15 protein-coding genes are annotated in these 19,891 nt (G+C 47.6%); 5 read left to right on the forward strand and 10 right to left on the reverse strand.

All coding sequences use genetic code 11. The features are described from left to right. Nucleotides 1–3: 3 nt before the first annotated feature. From IAQ59_RS07095 to IAQ59_RS07140, 10 genes are all read right to left on the reverse strand, one after another. Nucleotides 4–786 (reverse strand): alpha/beta fold hydrolase, encoded by a 783-nt coding sequence (locus tag IAQ59_RS07095; RefSeq protein WP_209330090.1) that lies wholly within the window; start codon nucleotides 784–786, stop codon nucleotides 4–6. Nucleotides 787–833: 47 nt separating this feature from the next. Continuing rightward, nucleotides 834–1,136: a hypothetical protein gene (locus IAQ59_RS07100; protein ID WP_342450686.1), complete on the reverse strand. Its 303-nt coding sequence runs from the start codon at nucleotides 1,134–1,136 to the stop codon at nucleotides 834–836. 146 nt (nucleotides 1,137–1,282) lie between these two features. Beyond that, a complete protein-coding gene (locus IAQ59_RS07105; protein ID WP_209330092.1) occupies nucleotides 1,283–2,131 on the reverse strand; it encodes a universal stress protein in 849 nt (282 codons plus the stop codon). Nucleotides 2,132–2,241: 110 nt separating this feature from the next. Next, on the reverse strand, nucleotides 2,242–3,582 hold the full coding sequence (locus tag IAQ59_RS07110) for a metal-dependent hydrolase family protein (RefSeq protein ID WP_245189478.1): 1,341 nt from the start codon (nucleotides 3,580–3,582) through the stop codon (nucleotides 2,242–2,244). Nucleotides 3,583–3,735: 153 nt separating this feature from the next. Further along, entirely contained in the window at nucleotides 3,736–4,659 is a 924-nt protein-coding gene (locus IAQ59_RS07115) for an alpha/beta hydrolase (RefSeq protein WP_209330093.1), read from the reverse strand. A gap of 158 nt (nucleotides 4,660–4,817) precedes the next feature. Then, entirely contained in the window at nucleotides 4,818–6,146 is a 1,329-nt protein-coding gene (locus IAQ59_RS07120) for an FGGY-family carbohydrate kinase (protein WP_209330094.1), read from the reverse strand. A gap of 70 nt (nucleotides 6,147–6,216) precedes the next feature. Then, nucleotides 6,217–7,500: a sugar isomerase gene (locus tag IAQ59_RS07125; protein WP_209330095.1), complete on the reverse strand. Its 1,284-nt coding sequence runs from the start codon at nucleotides 7,498–7,500 to the stop codon at nucleotides 6,217–6,219. A gap of 10 nt (nucleotides 7,501–7,510) precedes the next feature. Next, nucleotides 7,511–9,619: a bifunctional aldolase/short-chain dehydrogenase gene (locus IAQ59_RS07130; protein WP_209330096.1), complete on the reverse strand. Its 2,109-nt coding sequence runs from the start codon at nucleotides 9,617–9,619 to the stop codon at nucleotides 7,511–7,513. Between the two features lie 202 nt (nucleotides 9,620–9,821). Continuing rightward, nucleotides 9,822–10,598, reverse strand: a complete 777-nt coding sequence (locus tag IAQ59_RS07135) for an SDR family NAD(P)-dependent oxidoreductase (RefSeq protein ID WP_209330097.1) — start codon at nucleotides 10,596–10,598, stop codon at nucleotides 9,822–9,824. Nucleotides 10,599–10,657: 59 nt separating this feature from the next. Continuing rightward, the gene (locus IAQ59_RS07140) at nucleotides 10,658–12,373 is read right to left on the reverse strand and encodes an IlvD/Edd family dehydratase (RefSeq protein ID WP_209330098.1); all 1,716 of its coding nucleotides are present in this window, start codon (nucleotides 12,371–12,373) and stop codon (nucleotides 10,658–10,660) included. Between the two features lie 261 nt (nucleotides 12,374–12,634). Between IAQ59_RS07140 and IAQ59_RS07145 the strand changes: the two genes are divergently transcribed. From IAQ59_RS07145 to IAQ59_RS07165, 5 genes are all read left to right on the forward strand, one after another. Next, nucleotides 12,635–14,377, forward strand: a complete 1,743-nt coding sequence (locus tag IAQ59_RS07145; RefSeq protein WP_209330099.1) for a GMC family oxidoreductase — start codon at nucleotides 12,635–12,637, stop codon at nucleotides 14,375–14,377. Nucleotides 14,378–14,696: 319 nt separating this feature from the next. Next, nucleotides 14,697–15,818, forward strand: coding sequence for a site-specific tyrosine recombinase/integron integrase (gene xerA, locus IAQ59_RS07150; RefSeq protein WP_209330100.1), 1,122 nt, complete (start codon nucleotides 14,697–14,699; stop codon nucleotides 15,816–15,818). A gap of 124 nt (nucleotides 15,819–15,942) precedes the next feature. Further along, nucleotides 15,943–17,322 (forward strand): serine/threonine-protein kinase, encoded by a 1,380-nt coding sequence (locus IAQ59_RS07155; protein ID WP_209330101.1) that lies wholly within the window; start codon nucleotides 15,943–15,945, stop codon nucleotides 17,320–17,322. Nucleotides 17,323–17,342: 20 nt separating this feature from the next. Continuing rightward, nucleotides 17,343–18,359, forward strand: a complete 1,017-nt coding sequence (locus tag IAQ59_RS07160) for a WD40 repeat domain-containing protein (protein WP_209330102.1) — start codon at nucleotides 17,343–17,345, stop codon at nucleotides 18,357–18,359. A gap of 1 nt (nucleotide 18,360) precedes the next feature. Continuing rightward, on the forward strand, nucleotides 18,361–19,725 hold the full coding sequence (locus IAQ59_RS07165; protein ID WP_209330103.1) for a phospholipase D-like domain-containing protein: 1,365 nt from the start codon (nucleotides 18,361–18,363) through the stop codon (nucleotides 19,723–19,725). Nucleotides 19,726–19,891 lie beyond the last annotated feature (166 nt).

Raw genomic sequence — 19,891 nt, forward strand, 5'->3', positions numbered from 1 at the left:
GTTCTAGCGACTTAGTCCATTCAAAAAACGGAGAGAGATATCATTGAATTGGGCGGGCTTGTCTACGTTGACCACATGTCCGCAATCTGGAATAACCGTTAGACTGGCCGAAGGGTGGCTTTTCACAAGGCGCGAGATGGTAGGCAAAAACATGTAATCCTCTCCACCCATCACGTAAAGTGTAGGGATGTTTACATCCTTGATCCTAAAAAATGACAACAGCGGATTGACTTGGGATACCAGTGTAAACCAACGGATAAATTCTTTTTGATACAACTTTTTGGCCTCTTCTATAAATAGGTACCGGGACTCCCGGTGTTTCTTCCGGGGCATGATCACAAATGCAAACAGCTTGTACAGCAACAGGTAGGGAATGAGCGATTTGAGCAGAACTCCCATGCGCATCAGCAACTGCCCGCGCAGGTTGAGCTTCATGACGGCCCCAGCCAATATCAGGCTTTGGACCCGCTCCGGGTAACGCTCACTGATCTCCCGGATAATGATCGTGCCTAGCGAAATACCTACGAAATGGGTTTTTTTGATTTTTAAATGGTCCAACACTTCGATTACTTCGTCACCGATCACATCGAAGGTGTATTTTTTCAAATGCTCGTATTCAGCCTTCTTGGAGCGCCCATGGCCTCGTAAGTCTACCAACAGTACATTATAGGATTTGCTAAAATCGCGGAGTTGTTTGTACCAAATGGCACTACTACCACCCGCACCGTGTACGAAGGTTACCCATTCGGAACTATCCGTGTGTAAGAATGTGCTATAATGTAACATACAGGTAAAACCGCTAGTGCGGTGTAAAAGTTTGACCGCCAGCAAAACTACGCATTACAAGGTAAATAAACAGGGATATATAGGTGTAAGGGCGTTCTACTGATCGTAAGATAGGTTACCAAGGCCAACGGCACGGTGGCGGTGGACGTGGTTACCCCACTAAATATAACCAATCTTACTGAAAACGCCACACAAATCCGCAACCGCAATAGGTAACGGGCCTCCCCTTCATTGGCAATGAGTTCTGACATGACTGCCAATTTGCCCACCTCATCCGCTATAACAAACAAAAAAGGCTCTGCAATGGCTGAAGAGAATCCAAGTGAAAATCCAAACAAGAGCAACCAGATGAGGCTTTCTTTTCAAGCCAACGCATGAGCCGTATTCTCGCCAATGGGAAAAAGGCAAACCTCCAACACCGTCCGCTTTATTTTAACAGCTATGTGAGTTAAATCATCTTCGAGCCCATCCATCCAAAAAGCTGCCGAAATCACCCTTAATTTGTGTCTGGAACTAACAACAATAACCGGTCTTGATGGGCAGCTAAAAACTCACTGAAGGAACCCTTAAATATCGATTCCCAAATTGTTTTCCGCTTCGGAAAGGCTACAATCAGTTGGTCTGCAGCCGTGGCGCGGTCCCGAATTTCCTCCTTCGATTCGAGTAGGTAGATATTTTCCATCTTGGCTATCAAATCTGCCGGAAGAGATCCCACCAGCAGTTGTTCCAACGCTGCATCTTCTAGCGGTTTTCCTTCCGTAGCATAGACCAAGTCCCAGCGGACCTTAAATGCCGCAAGCAGCCCTGCTACCAGGTCAAAACGCTCCTCCTCCAACTTGGATTTGAGGTCAAGCGCCAGCATCAGCTTGGAAACGTTGAGCGGGACGGATTCCGGGGAGACCAATAACATGGGAGCGCAAACATTTCCGCTTCGAAGCAGACTTGTCAAACCACTTCCCACAAAAATCCGCTCCAATGCCGAACGATTCTTTTTCCCAAACACCAACAGGCAGTTCGGAGACCTTTGTACCAACTGTTCTACCGCTTCTTCAAATCCAACGTTTGAAACAACGGAGGAAGACAGTAAAGTGCCAACATGCCTCTCCTCCAAACCTTTCACAAACTGGCGCATCGAAGCTTCTCCCTCACGCTCTACGACATCCAATATTTCGCTCCGAATATCTGCACCAGCCATGGAAGGAACCGGAGGTACCGGTGTTGCATGGAACACTTCCAACGGCTTCTTAAGCCGCTTTGCCAATTCGGCAGCAAGCTCTACCGCCTGATCAGAAGAAGGCGAAAAATCGGTCAATGCAACAATCTTATCGGGAAGTCCTTGAATCATGTCTATATAGAATCAGTTCGTCTGTGGTAACGGAAATATAGCAAAAAATATCGGTATCTGGTAAATCAACACATCCCTAGCTGCAACAAATGGAACCCAATCTGCCGGCTTCAATTGCCAATCGTTTCTTTATATACTTTACCATCTTTCATAATGACCAGGAACTTTTCAGCCGGATTGGCGACCAAGGAAATATCCGCAAGCGGGTTCCCATCCACCAGGATCAAATCGGCCAAAGCCCCCTCTTCCACTACGCCCAACTTCCCCTGATAGGGGCTGCGAAGACCGGATAGCTGTAAAAGCTGTGCGTTGTCGTGGGTGATCATCTTTAGGATTTCGGCTGGGGCAAACCACTCCGTCAGCTTCAGGATAAATTCGTTTTGCCGTTCGTTCAGCTCAGGCTCGAATAAAAAATCGGTGCCCCAGGCCAAGTTTACTTTCAATTGCTTGGCCAATGGCCAAATTCTGGCCTGCCCTTCCAGTACCGGCTTCCGCTTCTCTCGCCTGGCAGGGTCCATATCCGGGGTATCTTCCACCAGATTTTGAAGACTTAACCAAACCCCCTTTTTGGCCATCATCCGCAAGGTCTTTCGCTCCAAGAGCTGTCCATGTTCCACACACTTTACACCTGCCGCAATGGCTTTCTGAACGGCTCTTTCCGTATAGGCATGCACGGTAATATAGGTCCCCCAGTCTTCGGCTGCCTCAACGGCTGCCTTCATCTCGTCTAAGGTATATTGCGTGACATCCACGGGGTCATATGCAGAGGAGGTACCGCCCCCTGCCATCAGCTTGATCTGACTGGCACCAAAGCGGAGGTTCTCCCGCACAGCCGTCAACACCTCGGCCGTGCCATCTGCAATAAAGGTGGCGTTGTACCGCTCTGCGCGGGATACCTCTCCGAAAAACTTTCTGGACCGCTCCTCGGGAGTACGGAAATCGCCGTGACCCGCTGTCTGGCTTATGGTGGCACCGGAAGGCCAAACTCTGGGCCCTGCCACTTTTTCGCTGTCAATGGCTGCCTTAAGCGGAAAAATGGGTCCACCTACATCCCTCACCGCAGTAAACCCACGCAGCAGCATACTCTCCGCGCCTTGGGAGGCCTTCTCCAAAATCAAGCGCTCAGACAGCATCGGAGACATCATCTCCCGCATCGTCAATGCACCAAACACCATATGTACATGCACATCGATCAAGCCCGGCATAAGCGTACGTCCCCCACCGGGAATCACCTGAACCGACTCTCCCACGGTGATGCTGCCACCGCTGATCTGTCGAATCTGATTTCCCTCCACCAACACATTGACTGGGCCGCTGAGACTGGAAGAGCGCCCATCAAATACGCGTACGTCCTGAAACAATACCTGTGAAACGGCCTGCTGCGTAGGCAATGAAACTGCAAAAAAGAGCAACAAACAGCATGGAACAAAAGATAGGATCAATCGATTCATGGAGACACATTTAGTAGCGACTAAAAATAAGGAATCTCGCCAATAATGCGAACAGTCTATGGATTTATCTTTACCCTACAAAAAAGAAGCTCCCGTGATTGCGGGAGCTGCGTAGGGTTGGTACCCAATATATTTCTTTGCCTTTTCGTTCGATCAATCAAGTGCTTTCAGCCATTGGATGCAACTATCCATCCACCCCTTTTGGGTGCCCTCCACATTAATGGAAAGCGAAAACCCATGCCCCCCGGTAGGATATACATGCATCTCCGCCGGAACCTTGTGCTGGGTAAGTGCTTCAAAAAACCGGATACTGTGACTCACCGGCACGGTGGCATCGTCCTGTGCATGAAACAGAAAAGAAGGAGGGGTATCTTCGGTCACCTGCCGTTCATTGGAGAAATACTCCACCCATTTGGGTTCGGGATTTTGGCCTATCAGGTTGTTTCTAGAGCCGATATGCGTGTAGGAGGGATCAAAGGATATCACCGGGTAGGCCAAGATAGCAAAGTCGGGACGGCTGCTCTGCCGTTCGACCACATCTGCCGATGAGGCATTCCCGCTGTCAAAATGCGTTGCTAACGAGGAAGCCAAATGGCCCCCTGCCGAGAAACCCATAATTCCAATCTTTGCTGGATCAATGTTCCACTCGGCAGCCTTGGAACGAACCAGCCGCATCGCTCGCTTTGCATCAGTCAGCGGAACCATATGCGGTTCCGTTTGGCTCTCGGCAGACGGCAGCCGGTATTTGAGTACAATCCCGGCAATACCGTGGCTGTTGAGCCACTTGGCAATATCCAACCCTTCCCAATCGTAAGCCAACACGCCATATCCCCCACCCGGACATATGACCACCGCCTGCCCGGTGGCATTTGATTTAGAAGGCAAAAACACCTGCACCCTGGGCTCCTGTACGGTCCGTACTACCATGATATCGTTCACTTGCACCTGTTCTTGTTGGGTAGACACCTTCCTGTACGGTATCTCCCCCGCGTAAAGTGGAAGATCTATGGGTTGAAATTGTGCATAAACGGTAAGCATGTAGGAAGATAAGAGGATCAATAGCGTCAATTTTCGCATATAGAATAAAGGGTTATCGGTAATTCAAGTGCTTCTTCGGACCTCGCGTGCCTTTCAGGCTATCCGTGAGTAATTCCCTATCACCTTATTTGAATGGAACGGCATTTTACACGGAATCGTCGCAATCAGTGCCGTTTTCTTTCAGCTGCTACATCGCTTTAGCGCTCCTGTAGCATCAGCGCGGCTCCATAAGCAGACCCTAATGGGAAATCGGAAAACTGGAGTTCAAACCCTGGCAGCAGCTCTTCCAGCATCCGTATAAACAGCCTATTGTGCACAAACCCACCATCAATATATACCTTTTTTATGTCCGAATCACCCAGTGCCAACTTCAAAGATGCTACCTGCATGCGTGCCAATCCCCAGATCACCTGATGGTAGGCCTGTTCAAAGGTTTTATACTGCCCTGGATTCCACTGGTTTTCGGAAAATACCTCCTGCACCAAAGGCGTAGGGGTCATGGTTTCGGGGTGAAAGGTAGCCGGGATATCCTCAAAGACGATTCCTTGCAGGATATTCTCATCACAGGGCACATCCTTGTAGTACTTGGGCATTTTGTGGAAAAGCGCGTTTAACTTCTCTACCTGATGGTCCAACTCGTATCCGAGAAAAAACCGACTGGCCTTTACCGTTGTGCCGTGGATGGAGAGAAAATTCAGGCAATCGTTTTGCAGTTCCTCGAAGCTCAGGTTACCTACGGGGTACGGGTTCAGGGTAATGGACCAGGTGCCGGTTGAAATCAGCACAAAGGGCTCGTCGATCTTCAAGAGGTAGGAAGCCAATGCGGAGGAACTATCGTGTATGCCGACACCGACCTTTACCGGCTTGCCACCAATTTTCTTGGTGAAATAGTGAGTGGTGGGAACGATCTGCGGCAGTTTCTCTGCCACACCCTCATCGTAGACCCATTGGTGGTAGTCCTTTTTGGGAAAATCCCACATTTTGGTGTGACACCCAATGGAGGTAGGTTCGGTGACCGCTTCCCCGGTAAAGAGGTAGGAAATATACTGGGGAAGGTGCAAGGCGTACTTGATTCGCTGAAATACCTCGGGCCGTTTCTTTTTTAGCCAGTACAACTGTAGGCCAGAGTTCAGCATGCCGAGCGTGGGGGACGCGGTGATCCGGTTGATTTCCTCCTCCGGATAAGCAGCATAGAACTCCGCATGGAGGTCTTCCGGAAATGTCTTGAGGTAATTGTAAATGGGGGTCACCGGCTTTCCATCGATACCGATGGATACGAAAGAAGCACCATAAGTCGAAAAATTCAATGCCTTCAATTCGTAGTCGGGATTATCACATAGCTCCCTAACCTTCTCTTTGGCCCAGGAGGAAATTTTCTCCAGATCGTCACATTCCTCTCCGTCTTCGTCTTCGATGGTAGGAAACTTGACGTATTCTTCACTGATTTCGTTTAACTCCTCGTCAAAGAGGAAGAACTTTTTGTTTGTTTTGCCTATATCAAATATCGCGATGACAGGTCTGGCCATGGGTCTGTTTTAGGTTGACAATAGAAAATAAAAAGGGTTGGCGGTATCAGCTGCACCGCCAACCCTTGCATCATAATCCGGTAGAGATCGCTTTTGCGCCTCTTTCCTGAATCAGTTGCTTACGCACTTCCAGCGAGCGGAAAGCCTCAATGGGACGCAGCGCGGCACCGGAGCGTAGCCTCGCTTCCGCGATAAGCGGTCTCACATCGGTGCGGTAGGCATCCTGAAGAATCTCCTGGGCCAATGTAGGATCGTTGGACTCCCGGGCTGTTTCCAAGACCTTCCGGTCAATCAGCAGGGCTTGTGCATAGGCCATTTGAATGGCTTCTACCGACTGCAACAGATCCTCTAGTGGATCTTTGAGGTTGTGGCTTGCGTCGATCATCCAGGCGGGAGCAGGATTTATACCTTCCGGGTCTTCCATGCCTTCAACGAGTTCATTGAAGATCAGAAATAGCTGATAGGGTTTCAAAGCGCCCACTGTCAAATCGTCGTCTCCAAACTTGGAATCGTTGAAATGAAAGCCTCCAAGCTTACCGCGCATCATCAGTGTGGCTACAATCTGCTCGATGTTGGTATTGGGCAGGTGATGGCCCAAATCTACGAGCGTAAACGCCCGCTCGCCCAGTTCCGTGGCCAAGAGGTGGGACGTACCCCAGTCTTGAATCACGGTGGAATAGAAATAAGGCTCGTAGGGCTTGTATTCCACAAACAACTTCCAATCCTCGGGCATCCCCGCATAGATCTGCCGTAAGGAATCCAATGTGCGCTGCAAGGCCTTGCGGAAATTCGTTTGACCGGGAAAAGACGAGCCATCGGCCAGCCAAACGGTCAACGCCTTGGATCCCAGTGCTTCTCCGTGGCGGATTACCTCGAGGTTATGCTCAATGGCCTGCTGACGTACCGCCTCTGAGGTATGGCAAAGGGAGCCAAACTTATAGGAGTGCGCCTGATCGGGCTGGTCTTGGAAGGTATTTGAATTAACCGCATCAAAAGCCAGGCCGTGAGAGGCAGCATGGGCCTTGATAGCTGCCACATCCGATGGGATGTCCCATGGTATATGCAGGGATATGGCACCGGAAGCTTTGTTTAGGGCATGTAATAGACCCACATCGTCCATTTTCTCTTCCAGTGAACGGGGCTCTCCGCCACCGGGGAATCGCCCAAAGCGGGTTCCTCCCGTGCCCAGTGCCCAGCTAGGAATGGCTATCTGAAAACCTTGGATCTTTTCGATCAGCTGGTCTACATCCAATGCTTTCTTTTCCAGTTTGCCGCATAAATAGGCAAAACTCTCCCGGTGATCCGAAAGAGTTTTACCATTATGCGACTGGATGAAATCTTCATCAATACGCATGCTACGTCGATTATCGTACGAATGCTGCGGCTACGCCACCGTCCACATTCAATATATTTCCAGTACTCTTGCTTAGGTCACCACCCACGAAGGCAAATACCGCGGCGGCGATATCCGCTGTGCTGATGATTTCGTTCATGATGGTGCGCTTGGCATAAAATGCGGGGAGCTCCTCTATGCTGATGCCATAGGCTTTGGCACGTCCAGCTGCCCAAGCACCTTCCCATATTTTACTGCCTTCGATTACGGCATCTGGATTCACTACGTTTACGCGTATCTTGTCTGGACCCAATTCAGCAGCCAACAGTCTACTCATATGCACTTGTGCCGCTTTTGCGGTACCATAGCCCACGTTGTTCGGTCCAGATACCAGGGCATTTTTACTGGCAATGTTGATGATATCGCCTCCCTTGTTCTGTGCTCGCAAAATGGCTACGGCGGCTTTGGAAACGGCAAACTGTCCTTTTACCAATACATCCTGTAGGAGATCCCACTCCTTCTCTGAGGTTTGGTCTATGGGCTTGGAAATTGCCAATCCGGCGCAGTTAACCACCACATCCACACCACCGAATTTCAGGATGGCCTCCTTCAGGGCCCGCTCGATGTCCTCCATATTGGTCACATCCATCAGGGTACCTGCACCGGTGTCCCGGCTATACGTGGCCACCGCAGCATCCAAATTATCCTTGTTGATATCGGTGATGAATACGCAGGCGCCTTCAGCTGCCAAGCGGTCAGCAATGGCTTTCCCAATTCCTCCGGCTCCTCCGGTTACGAAGGCGATTTTTCGGGACATGGGCTTTTCCTTCGGCATACGCTGAAGCTTGGCTTCCTCGAGCAACCAATATTCAATATCGAAAGCCTCCTGCAAAGGCAGGGCCACGTATTCTGAAATGGCTTCTGCACCCTTCATCACGTTGATGGCGTTGATGTAGAATTCGCTGGCTACGCGAGAGGTTTGCTTGTCTTTGGCATACGAAAACATGCCCACGCCCGGCCAAATGATGATCACGGGATTGGAATCCCGGATGCCGGGGCTGTTGGGATGCTTGTGATCTTCGTAATAGCTGGTATAATACTCGCGGTATTTCTGGAATTCCACTTCCAGCTTTTCCTTCAGGGCTGCCCCATCGCTCAAATCGTGGTCTGCGGGAATATCCAGTACCAATGGTCGGATCTTTGTCCTTAGGAAGTGGTCCGGACAGCTCGTTCCCAGTGGAGCCAACTTATCCAAGTCATGGCTATTGGCAAATTCCAACACCCGGGCGTCATCGGTAAAAGTTCCCACCATGCGGTTGTAGCTCGAAGCAAGGCCTCTCAAGATAGGCGCAATTTTGGCCGCCTGATCTTTACGCTGATCCTCCAGCAGGGACTGTGTACGCTGACCGCCAAATACGGGCCGCTTTTTGCCGTAGTTATCTTCCAGGTACTGGGAAGCTTTTTCGATCACCTCCAAGCTATTGACATAACATTCGTAGGCAGTATCGGCCCAGGTGAACAGCCCGTGTCCGCCCAACATGATGCCGCGAATGCCCGGATTGTCCTGCACTGCTTTTTCCAGCTTCAGGGCGATGTCAAAGCCTGGTCGTTGCCAGGGAACCCAAGCAATCTGACCTTCAAATAACTCCTCGGTGATCTTCTCGCCGTCCTTGGATGCCGCAATGGCAATGGCCGCATCGGGATGCAGGTGGTCGATGTGCTTAAAGGGCAAAAAGGCGTGCAGCGGGGTATCGATAGAAGGCGCCTTGGAGTCCAGGTCATAGATGCAGTGGTTGAACAACCCCACCATCTCGTCTTCGAATTCCAGTCCACGGTACACGTTTTTCAGGGAATGTAGCTTTTCTTGATACAGTCCGGCCAATCCGCTTCGCTTCAAGGTGCCGATATCACCCCCAGACCCTTTGATCCACATCACCTCGGTCTCCTTTTTGGTAAGCGGATCTATTTCCATGGTCTTGCAACTGGTATTGCCGCCACCGTAATTGGTAATTCTTAAATCTGAACCTAAAATATTGGATCTATACAGCAGCAAGGCCACTTGATCATCTCCCAGTTCTTTCTCCTTCTCCTTATCCCAAAGGTAGTTTACGTGTTTAAAATTCTTCTCTAAAACTGACATATTGTAATTAAGTTGTTTGAATACATGCGTTGAAATCAAGCGAATATAAACGATAGGTTTGGTTTAACTATCCTGTTCTATGCTGTTGCTACGGGCAATTTCACCAAAAGGCGTGATAAGCACCACAAAAAACGCTGAAAAACGCCTTTTTTTGATAAGACTTTTGAGAAAATGCACCTTATTTTGGTAAAACCATCCTAAGTCAGGCGTACGGGGAGGGACTGACCGATGTCCAGCCGCCATCGATGACCAAGCTTTGCCCGGTGATGTGGCGGGCCTTTTCCGATACCAGAAACGCCACGGCATGCGCGATGTCTTCGGGGCTTGCCGGCCTCCCCATGGGGGTGATGGAGGACCAAATGCCTACAAAGTCCTCCTGCTCCAGGGTGCGTTCGGTGACGGTGGCGCCGGGTGCCACGGCGTTGACATTGATGCCGTATTCCGACACTTCCACCACCAAGCCTTTGGCCAACATTTCCAAGCCCGCCTTGGTCATGCCGTAGGGTACCAGGTTTTTATGCGCCTGATGGCCTGTGACGGATGACATGAACAGGATGGAACCACCCCGGCCCTGCTTTATCATCTGTTTGGAGGCCGCTTGGGCCAGAAAGAAAGAACCTCCCAAGTTAAGCTGAAGCACTTTCTGAAAATCCTCGGGCCGGTAGTGGAGGAATTCGCCGTAGATGGTGATACCTGCATTGGCGATTGCCGCATTTAATTGCCCAAATTCATCCACGGCAGTGGCTACCATCTGTTCGATGAAGGAGGGGTCGGACGCGTCTCCGGCCAATCCCAAGCAGGCTCCCGGATAGGCAGCATTGACCTTAGAAGCCCCCTGCTCGGTGAGGTCCTCTGCCAGATCATTTAACAGTACTTTGGTTCCCGATTTGGCCAGCTCCATCGCAATTGCCAAACCGATCCCCACCCCGGCGCCCGTCACAATGGCCACCGGGGATTGGTTGCTTTCTGTTACTTGCATGAAAAGTAAGTTGGTTGGTAGATATCAATTTCCCCGAATATAACGGGTTTCTGCCGCATCTAGTGGGAATCTTTGGACACCTCGGAACCCGAGCTCCCTTTTAGGAAATCCAGATCCGCACCGAGGTTTGCCTGCTCCACATGTTTGATGTAGAGACCCACATAGCCCCTGTCCGTGATAGGAGTTGGTTTACGCCAGCTAGCCTTTCTGGCGGCAAGCTCCTCGTCCGACACCAGCACATTCAGCTTGCGGGCGAGTACATCCAGCTCGATCACGTCGCCGGTCTGCACGACGGCAAAGTTGCCGCCCTCTGCCGCTTCGGGAGTGGCATGGAGTACCACGGTGCCAAAACCCGTCCCGCTCATACGGCCATCGGAGATGCGGACCATGTCGGTGATGCCCTTGGCCAGCACTTTGGGAGGCAATCCCATGTTGCCAACTTCCGGCATGCCGGGGTAACCTTTTGGCCCCACGTTTTTCAGGATCATCACGGAGTTTTCGTCTATGTCCAAGTCGGGGTCATCGATTTTGTTTTTATAATCGTCAATGTCCTCAAATACCACCGCTTTGCCCGTATGTTTCATCAGGTGGGGACTAGCTGCCGAAGGCTTGATGATGGCGCCGGTTTCACAAAGATTGCCCTGTAGCACCACGATTCCAGATGTGGGGTTGAAGGGCTTGTCAAAGGAAGCGATGACCTCCTCGTTGTAGTTTTTAAAGGCCGCATTCACCTCACCGATGGGCAGTCCTGTGACGGTAATGGCTTCGCTGTTCAGGTGATCCCTCAACTGATGGATGATGGGTGGCAGGCCGCCGGCATAGTAGAAGTCTTCCATAAAATACTTGCCGGAGGGCTGCAGGTTGGCCATTAGGGGGATATTTGCCGAGAAGCGGTCAAAATCCTCCAAGGTCAGGTCCACGCCTATCCTTCCCGCGATGGCAAGTAGGTGTATGACAAAGTTGGTGGAGCCGCCTATGGCCGCATTGACCATGATGGCATTTTCGAAGGCCTGCCGGGTGAGGATGTCGCTGGGCTTGATGTCCTTTTCGACCATTTTAACGATCTCCATTCCAGACAGGTGTGCCAGGATGCGTCTGCCGGAGTCGGGGGCCGGAATGGCCGCATTTCCCGGCAGGGTAAGGCCCAATGACTCTACCATGCAGGCCATGGTGGAGGCGGTGCCCATCACGCCACAGTGTCCATCGCTGCGGCAAAGACCCCGCTCTGCCTCGTATAGATCTTCCTGATTCATTGCACCGGACCGGGAAGCTTCGCTGAAGCGCCATATATCGCTGGTGCTGATCTGACTGCCCCGGTACCTGCCCGTGAGCATGGGACCGCCGGATACCACGATGGTGGGAATATCCACGCTGCATGCTCCCATCACCAGGGAAGGCGTGGTCTTATCGCATCCGCACAGCAGCACCACGCCATCCAACGGATTGGCACGAATGGATTCCTCTGTATCCATGCTGGCCAGGTTGCGGAAAAGCATGGCCGTGGGTTTCATCACGGTTTCGCCCAGAGACATCACGGGGAATTCCACCGGAAAGCCCCCCGCCTCCAGGATGCCCTTTTTGACGAATTCGGCCAGATCCCGAAAATGGGAGTTGCAGGGAGTAAGCTCCGACCAGGTGTTGCAAATACCGATTATGGGCTTGCCCGCCATTTCATGGGTAGGGATGCCTTGTTTCTGAAACCAAGAGCGATAAATCAATCCATCCTTTCCGGTCTTTCCAAACCAGCCTTGACTTCTACGTTTTGAATCTTGCATAGGTGTTAGGTTATTTTTCTTTTGTTGGTGCCCAATTTACCATCCTGTCGGCAAATGCCGATGCCAGTTGCCAAAATATTCCTTTCCTTACCGAAAAAGTATGGCCTGTTTACAAATTTGGCGGTATAAGGTTAGCAAAAGTTTGTCCGAAATTAAAGGATTATTTGATAAATAACCGAAACTTCGATTTGGGATACTTGCTTCTTTGCTATATTAGGAGCCTCAAGCGAGCAAAACAATAGACCATTAAGATAATTACACATGAGCTTTGAAATCAAATCATCCCCCGACCTATATGACGCGATCATCGTAGGTTCAGGTGCGGGGGGAGGCATGGCTGCCAAAATCCTCTCCGAAGCCGGACTGAGCGTGGCAGTAGTGGAAGCCGGCAGTGACTTTGACCCTGCACTCGAAGAGTACCGCACGCAGATGCGCTTTCCCTGGGAGTCTCCCCGGCGAGGCGCCAGTACCGTGCGCGACTTTGGCGACTTTGACGCCGCCTATGGGGGCTGGGAAATTGAAGGAGAACCCTATACCCGAAAGGATGGCACCCAGTTTGACTGGTTTAGATCGCGGATGTTGGGGGGGCGTACCAACCACTGGGGGCGGATTTCCCTACGCTTCGGACCGGATGATTTCAAACGAAAAAGCATCGATGGCCTGGGGGATGACTGGCCGATTTCCTACGACGACGTCAAGCCCTTTTACGACCGGGTGGATCGGCTGATAGGCGTGTTCGGCACCAAAGAAGGCATCCCCAACGAGCCCGACGGTCACTTTCTCCCCCCTCCAAAGCCCCGGCTGCATGAATTGGCCTTTATGAAGGGCGGTAAGAAAATCAACATCCCCGTCATCCCTTCACGTATTTCCGTGCTTACCCGTCCGGTAAACAACGAACGGGGGGCCTGTTTCTTCTGTGCCCAGTGCAACCGGGCCTGTCAGGTATACGGTGATTTCTCTGCCGGCACGGTGCTGGTAAAGCCTGCCATGAAAAAGGGACACGTGGACCTCTATACCTATGCGATGGTGCGCAAGGTCACGACCAACGAGCAGGGAGAAGCCACGGGTGTTTCCTACGTGAGCAAAGTGGATATGCAGGAATACAAACTCAAGGGCCGTGTGGTCGTGTTGGGAGCCTCTGCCTGCGAGACGGCACGGATCATGATGAACTCCAAATCTACCCGCCATCCCAATGGCATTTCCAACAGCAGCGGAACATTGGGCAGGTACCTGCACGACTCTACCGGAGCGAGCAGGTCCGCACTGGTGCCGGAGTTTCTGGGTCGGGACAAATACAACGAAGACGGCGTGGGTTCCATGCACGTGTATACACCCTGGTGGCTGGACAACAAAAAACTGGACTTCCCGCGGGGCTATCACCTCGAATTTGGAGGGGGCATGCGCATGCCAAACTACGGGTTTGGCTTCGGCATGGAAAGCATGCGTCAGCACATCAAGGATGAGTTTGGCAATCCCAGCCCGAACGGGGGCTACGGCGCCGGACTCAAAAAGGACATCCGAAGCCTGTATGGTGCTACCATTGGCATCGCGGGAAGGGGCGAGAGTGTGCCGCAGTACGACAACTACTGCGAGATAGACCCCAATGTGGTAGATAAGTTTGGCATTCCGGTGCTACGCTTCCACTACAAATGGACCGAGCACGAAGTAAAGCAGGCCAAACACATGCAGGACACCTTTGAAGAGATCTTCACGGCCATGGGCGCCAAGATTCTGGGCACCAAGCCGGGGGCTGAAACCCAATACGGACTGGCAGCACCCGGTAGGATCATCCACGAGGTGGGTACTTCCCGTATGGGCAATGACCCCAAGACCTCCGTGCTCAACAGCTATTCGCAGGCCCATGAGTGTAAAAACCTGTTTGTGGTAGATGCGGGGTCCTTTGTATCCCAGGCGGACAAAAACCCCACTTGGACCATCTTGGCGCTATCCATGCGCACCTCCGAATACATCATTGATCAGCTGAACAAGAAGAATATCGGATAGAACACGGCGATCCGGTCGCGTCACCCGGTGCCATCTGCGGCGATGTCTGTTACCGTGGGTGGCACCGGCTTTTTTTAGCGGGCCTAGCGTGGGAGATGCGCGTCGCTCAGGGAGGTTTTGGAACTCCTTGGCGAGACAGCGTGTAAATACCGGGAACGTGCATCCCCCATTCAATGGGACTCGATGTAGCGCAACGGTAGCCCAAGGGATTGCTTTTGAACCCCTCATGCCATTCCTTCAAGTAAAATGTTTGCCTTATTCGTTTGAAAAATGGTGGAAATGCGGTATTTTCAGGCGTTTACTTTCTTTTTTTGATGTCATGAAGAAAACCATTGTTTTAAAGAACGATTCTTTCGGAAAGAATCCAGTACTTCGCCTGGAGTTTCCTTTTGATTTCGACCTAAAGGAATTGGTTAAGACCTTTCCGGGTGCTTCTTGGTATCCGAAAGAGCGAGTGTGGGCGGTTCCGTATTCCGACACCCAAGTTTCTTCCCTTCTGGCGCATTTTAGAGGGAGCAATGTGTGGCTGGACTACAGCTTGGTCAAAAAGGTAGAACTTCCGAAGGTGTGGCCGGACCTGCCTCCCTTGGCAGACCGGATCGCGGTCGAAATCCAGCGGTTTAGGGATTGGCTGCGAAACCGTCGGTATTCAGAGGCCACGGTAAAAAACTATTGTGATTCGATCTCGGTATTCTTTCGGTTTTTGGAAAACAAGGATCCCGAGGAGGTGACCAACGAAGATATGGAGCTGTTTAACCGGGACTATATCCTGGCCCGAGGGCTGTCGGAGTCGTATCAGTCGTTGTTTATCAACGGGGTGAAGTTGTATTTTGCCATTTTGGAGGACAGGAAGTTGGAGCCGGAGATTATCCGGCGTCCGAGGCGGGCGAAGAAATTGCCCCATGTATTGAGCAAGGAAGAGGTCAAGGCGGTTCTGGAGGCCCTTACCTACCCAAAGCACCGGCTGATTTTACTCCTTCTGTATTCCTGTGGTCTGCGAAGGGGGGAGTTGATAAACCTACGTGTGACCGATATCCAGCTGGAGCGAGGGGTTCTTATGGTGAGAAAAGGTAAGGGTAAGAAAGATCGTTTGGTTCGGTTTCCACCCATGTTACGGGGTATTCTGCAGTCATATATCAAAGCATCTCAACCTAGAGAGTATCTGATAGAAGGGCAGAAGGGGGGAGCCTACAGCGAAAAAAGTTTGGCAGAGGTATTCAAGAAAGCCTTGCATTTGTCCGGCATCAACAAGCCTGCTACTCCGCATTGGTTGCGGCACAGCTACGCTACCCATCTTCATGAAGGAGGTACGGACATTCGGTTTATTCAGGAGCTTTTAGGTCATCAGAGCAGCCGAACGACGGAAATTTACACACATGTAAGTACTCGAAAACTAAGGGAAATTCGGAGTCCAATAGAGGACATGGATCTAGAAATATAGAAGGCAATCAAACCAGACCAATCCAACAAATTCATGCGAGAAGGGTCTGGCCAAACCAGACCTATAAGTAAGTTATAAGCCATTTTAGGACAACACAACATTAACCGACATACAAACATAAAATATGAATATTGGCGACACAATTGACGGAAAATATTTAATCGTTGAAGAAATTGGCGAAGGTGGAATGGGTAAAGTTTTCAAGGTCCAGCAAGGAGATAATTTATTTGCTTTAAAAGTATGCCTTGACAAAGACGAAGAAAGTATAAAAAGATTTAGACGTGAAGTTCGCTTGATGGCAAGTATTAAGCACGACAACGTAATTGAAGTTCTTGCTGAAAATTTAGATGGTGTAATTCCATACTTTGTGATGCCACTTTGCAAGTTCTCCATTGATAAAAAACTTGAGAAACTTCAAGCAAATCAAGAACTAGCAATTGATATACTACTTCAAGTCTGCAATGGCATTAATGCAATACACTTATCAGGTATCATTCACCGTGACATTAAACCCAAAAACATTTTAATAAGCACCGACAATAAAGTAAAAATGAGTGATTTAGGTCTTGGTAAATTTAAAGACCGTGACAGCACAATATTGACAAGTTCGAATGTTTATATGGGAACACAGGGTTTCATTCCGCCAGAATTTTTCAAATCTGGCGGCACAAAAAATGCAAATGTGAAAAGTGACATTTACCAACTTGGTAAAACCATTTATAATGTATTCACCAATAGAAATCCAACACTAATTGAAAAAGACATCTTACCTGGCGGACTTCTTTATATAATTCAAAAGTGCATTGCAGACAACCCTGAAAATCGGTATAAGTCAGTTGGAGAACTTGAAAATGCTTTGAATAACTATTTACTCTCACTTAAACCGCAAGCCAATCCGACAAATGCTTACGAGAATTTAATAAATATTGCCAAGGATAATTTAAAAGTAAATCAATATGACAAGGACAATGTTGAAGACATAGTAAAAACTCTATTTAATTTCAATGACGACCCTGAAACATTCTTCAAGAAATTCAATGATATTCCAAAACAAATCCTAGAAATAATTGCAGCAAATTTTCCAGCACTTTGCAACGACCTTATAGACGTTTACAGTACTACGACTGAAAAATACTTTAGAGAATCAAGAATTGACTTTTCAGAAGCCGAACTCGTTGCTAATGCAATGAATAGAGTTTTTAAAGGAAGCAAAGATTTAGAAACAAAGATAAAGGCAATGCGAATGACATTATTTGCTTCAGTTTATTGCAACAGATACAACGCAATGGAAGTGTTTGATTTGATGCTACAGGAGACCAAAAACGACCAAGATGCAGTTGCCGTTGTTGAAATGTTAAAGGACAACTTGGACTCTTATGAATACATTGCTGACAGAGTGCCTTCAACAAAACTTCACCCATTAATTCAAGCTTTACAACTCGAAATTAAACAACGGAAAGAAGAAGAAAATGCAAAACGTAACGCTGATATGGCAGACTGGTAAAAACTCTCAACTTAAATAAAGTGACTGAAAAAGAAAACTCAAACAATTCATTAATTCCAATCACCTCAACTGGTTTAGTTAGAGTTGGAAATTCAATTGAAGTAACAAATAAGATATTAAGTGAATTTAATGATAGAAGATTAGCAAATTTTAAGTTTAAAGGTGAAACAGTATTTCAATACTTTAGAAATAAAGGTGCAATTAATCAACTTGAGATAAATAATGACAAACTGTATATTGGCTGTGGTAGCAATGACGGCTCTCTCGTTGCTTGGGATATTAACAAGAATACTATAAATGTGGAATTTACTGCTATACACGGTATGATTGAAGCTTTATCAGTAAGCTCAAAAAATAATATTGCCGCTATTGGTGGCTTTCAAGATTTTTCAACAACAATTATCGATTTAGAAAACGGCAACATCATTAAAAAACTCATAGGTCACACAAGAAGCATTTCAGCTGTTAAATTTAGTCCAGACGGAAATTTCCTTATTACTGCAAGTCACGATAAAACACTAAAAGTTTGGGAAACGACAAATTGGAAATGTTTACATACTTTAGAAGGACACGAAGCAATAATTCTATCAATTGAATTCTCCGATAACGGAGAATTCCTATACAGCGGTGGGTGGGATTTTTACATTATAGAATGGGATTTTCAAAAACTAGTCCAAACAAGAAAAATAGAAGCTGGCTGGGATACGAAAATTCTAAAAATCACAAAAGATTGCAGATATTTAGTTATCGGCAGCGGTGATAAATTAATTAGGATTTTTAATTTAAAGAAGAATATTACAGAAACAATTCTTCAAGGTCATACAGACTTTGTATCAGCCCTAGAATTTGCAGAGAATGAGACAATATTATTTTCTGGTGGATGGGACGGAAAAATAATTGTCTGGGACTTTATGGATAGAGAATTGATGAAATCGATTGATGCTCACTCAAGAGAAATTAGTTCGCTGAAATACAATTCAACCAATAAAACACTTACTTCTGGAAGTTGGGATAAAACAGTAAAATTTTGGTTATAGTATGCAAACAGAAGCAGTATTTGAAAATATCGCTGAAAGAATTCAGCAAGAAATTAGCAAAGCACAGAAATCTGTGTTTATCGCAGTAGCTTGGTTTACTAACAAAAACCTTTTCAATGAATTAGTAAATAAAGCAAGAAACGGTTGCACCGTTTCTCTCATTATTTCTAACGACAATATTAACCTAAATTCATCACTTGATTTTGAGCAGTTGCTTACTGCCAAATCAAAAGTTTATAAAATCGGTAACGGTGATACAGAATTAATGCATAATAAATTTTGTGTCATTGATTATAGCACAGTCATTACAGGTTCATACAATTGGAGCTATAAAGCAGAAAGCAATTTTGAGAATGTAATCATAACAAGTAACGATACGACCTTAGCAGAACAATTCATATCTGAATTCAATAGTATACGCAAACAATATTATCCAGATGCAGTCATTGAAGAAATTATTTTCCCATTAAACAAAATCATTAAAAGGTTAGAAATTCTCAAAAACTACATTCTACTTGAAGATATTGAAGAATTAAACAAAGAAAGTACAAAACTTAAGAAATACGATTTCAACTCTGACCTAAAGGATATTATTGAAGATGTTAGGAATGAAGAATTTGGTTCAGCAATAAACAAAATTCAAATTTTCATTTCAAAAAATCAGCAACTTTCAATTTGGACTGACCCCGAAATTGCAGCTCTTAAACTTGAAATTAAGAATTTAGAAAATCAACTTAACGGGTTTGACAATGAAAAGATAGAACTTGAAAAATTGCTTTCTGAATTTCAACACCGTCATTCAATTGAATTAGGTGAAATTATTCTCGATATTTTGAAACTGCGCAAACTGAAATTCAAAGCAGACAAAACAAAATATGAAAAAGCTGAAAATGACGAAAGGCAATATCGTGAACAGTTTGATGCCGAAAAGGAAAAGGAAATCTTTGAATTAACAGACGAGCAAAAATTAGAACTCAAAAAGAAATTTCGTAAAGCCACAGTTTTATGCCATCCCGACAAAGTAGCGGATGAATTTAAGGAAGCAGCACAAAGAATTTTTATAGAATTAAAACAAGCGTATGATGCAAATGACTTGAATAAGGTAACTGAGATACTTGATGACCTTGAAAAAGGAAATTTCTTCAAAACAAAATCGGAGACAGTTCAAGAAAAAGACTTATTGAAAGTGGCTATTGCTAAACTTAAAAGACAGATAAAAATCCTTGAAACAGAAATCATTACAATAAAAGAAAGCGACACCTTTAAAATAATAATCAGCATTGAAGACTGGGACGACTATTTCCAAAGGACAAAAGATAAATTGACGAGAGAACTTGAAGAATTACAACTTGAAATTGAAGATTAAAATATGACGAAAGAAAGAAAAACGGCTTATAATCGAGTAGACGGCCCCGCCAACCGTTAGGTTAGCGAGGTGCGCCTCTCACACCACCGGACGTACGGGTCTCGTATCCGGCGGTTCACTGGATTGTAGGTTGCGATTTGAGGTAATAGGAAAGCATAGATTCGTA

The sequence above is a fragment of the Lunatimonas salinarum genome, assembly GCF_017811155.1.
Lineage (GTDB): Bacteria > Bacteroidota > Bacteroidia > Cytophagales > Cyclobacteriaceae > Lunatimonas > Lunatimonas salinarum.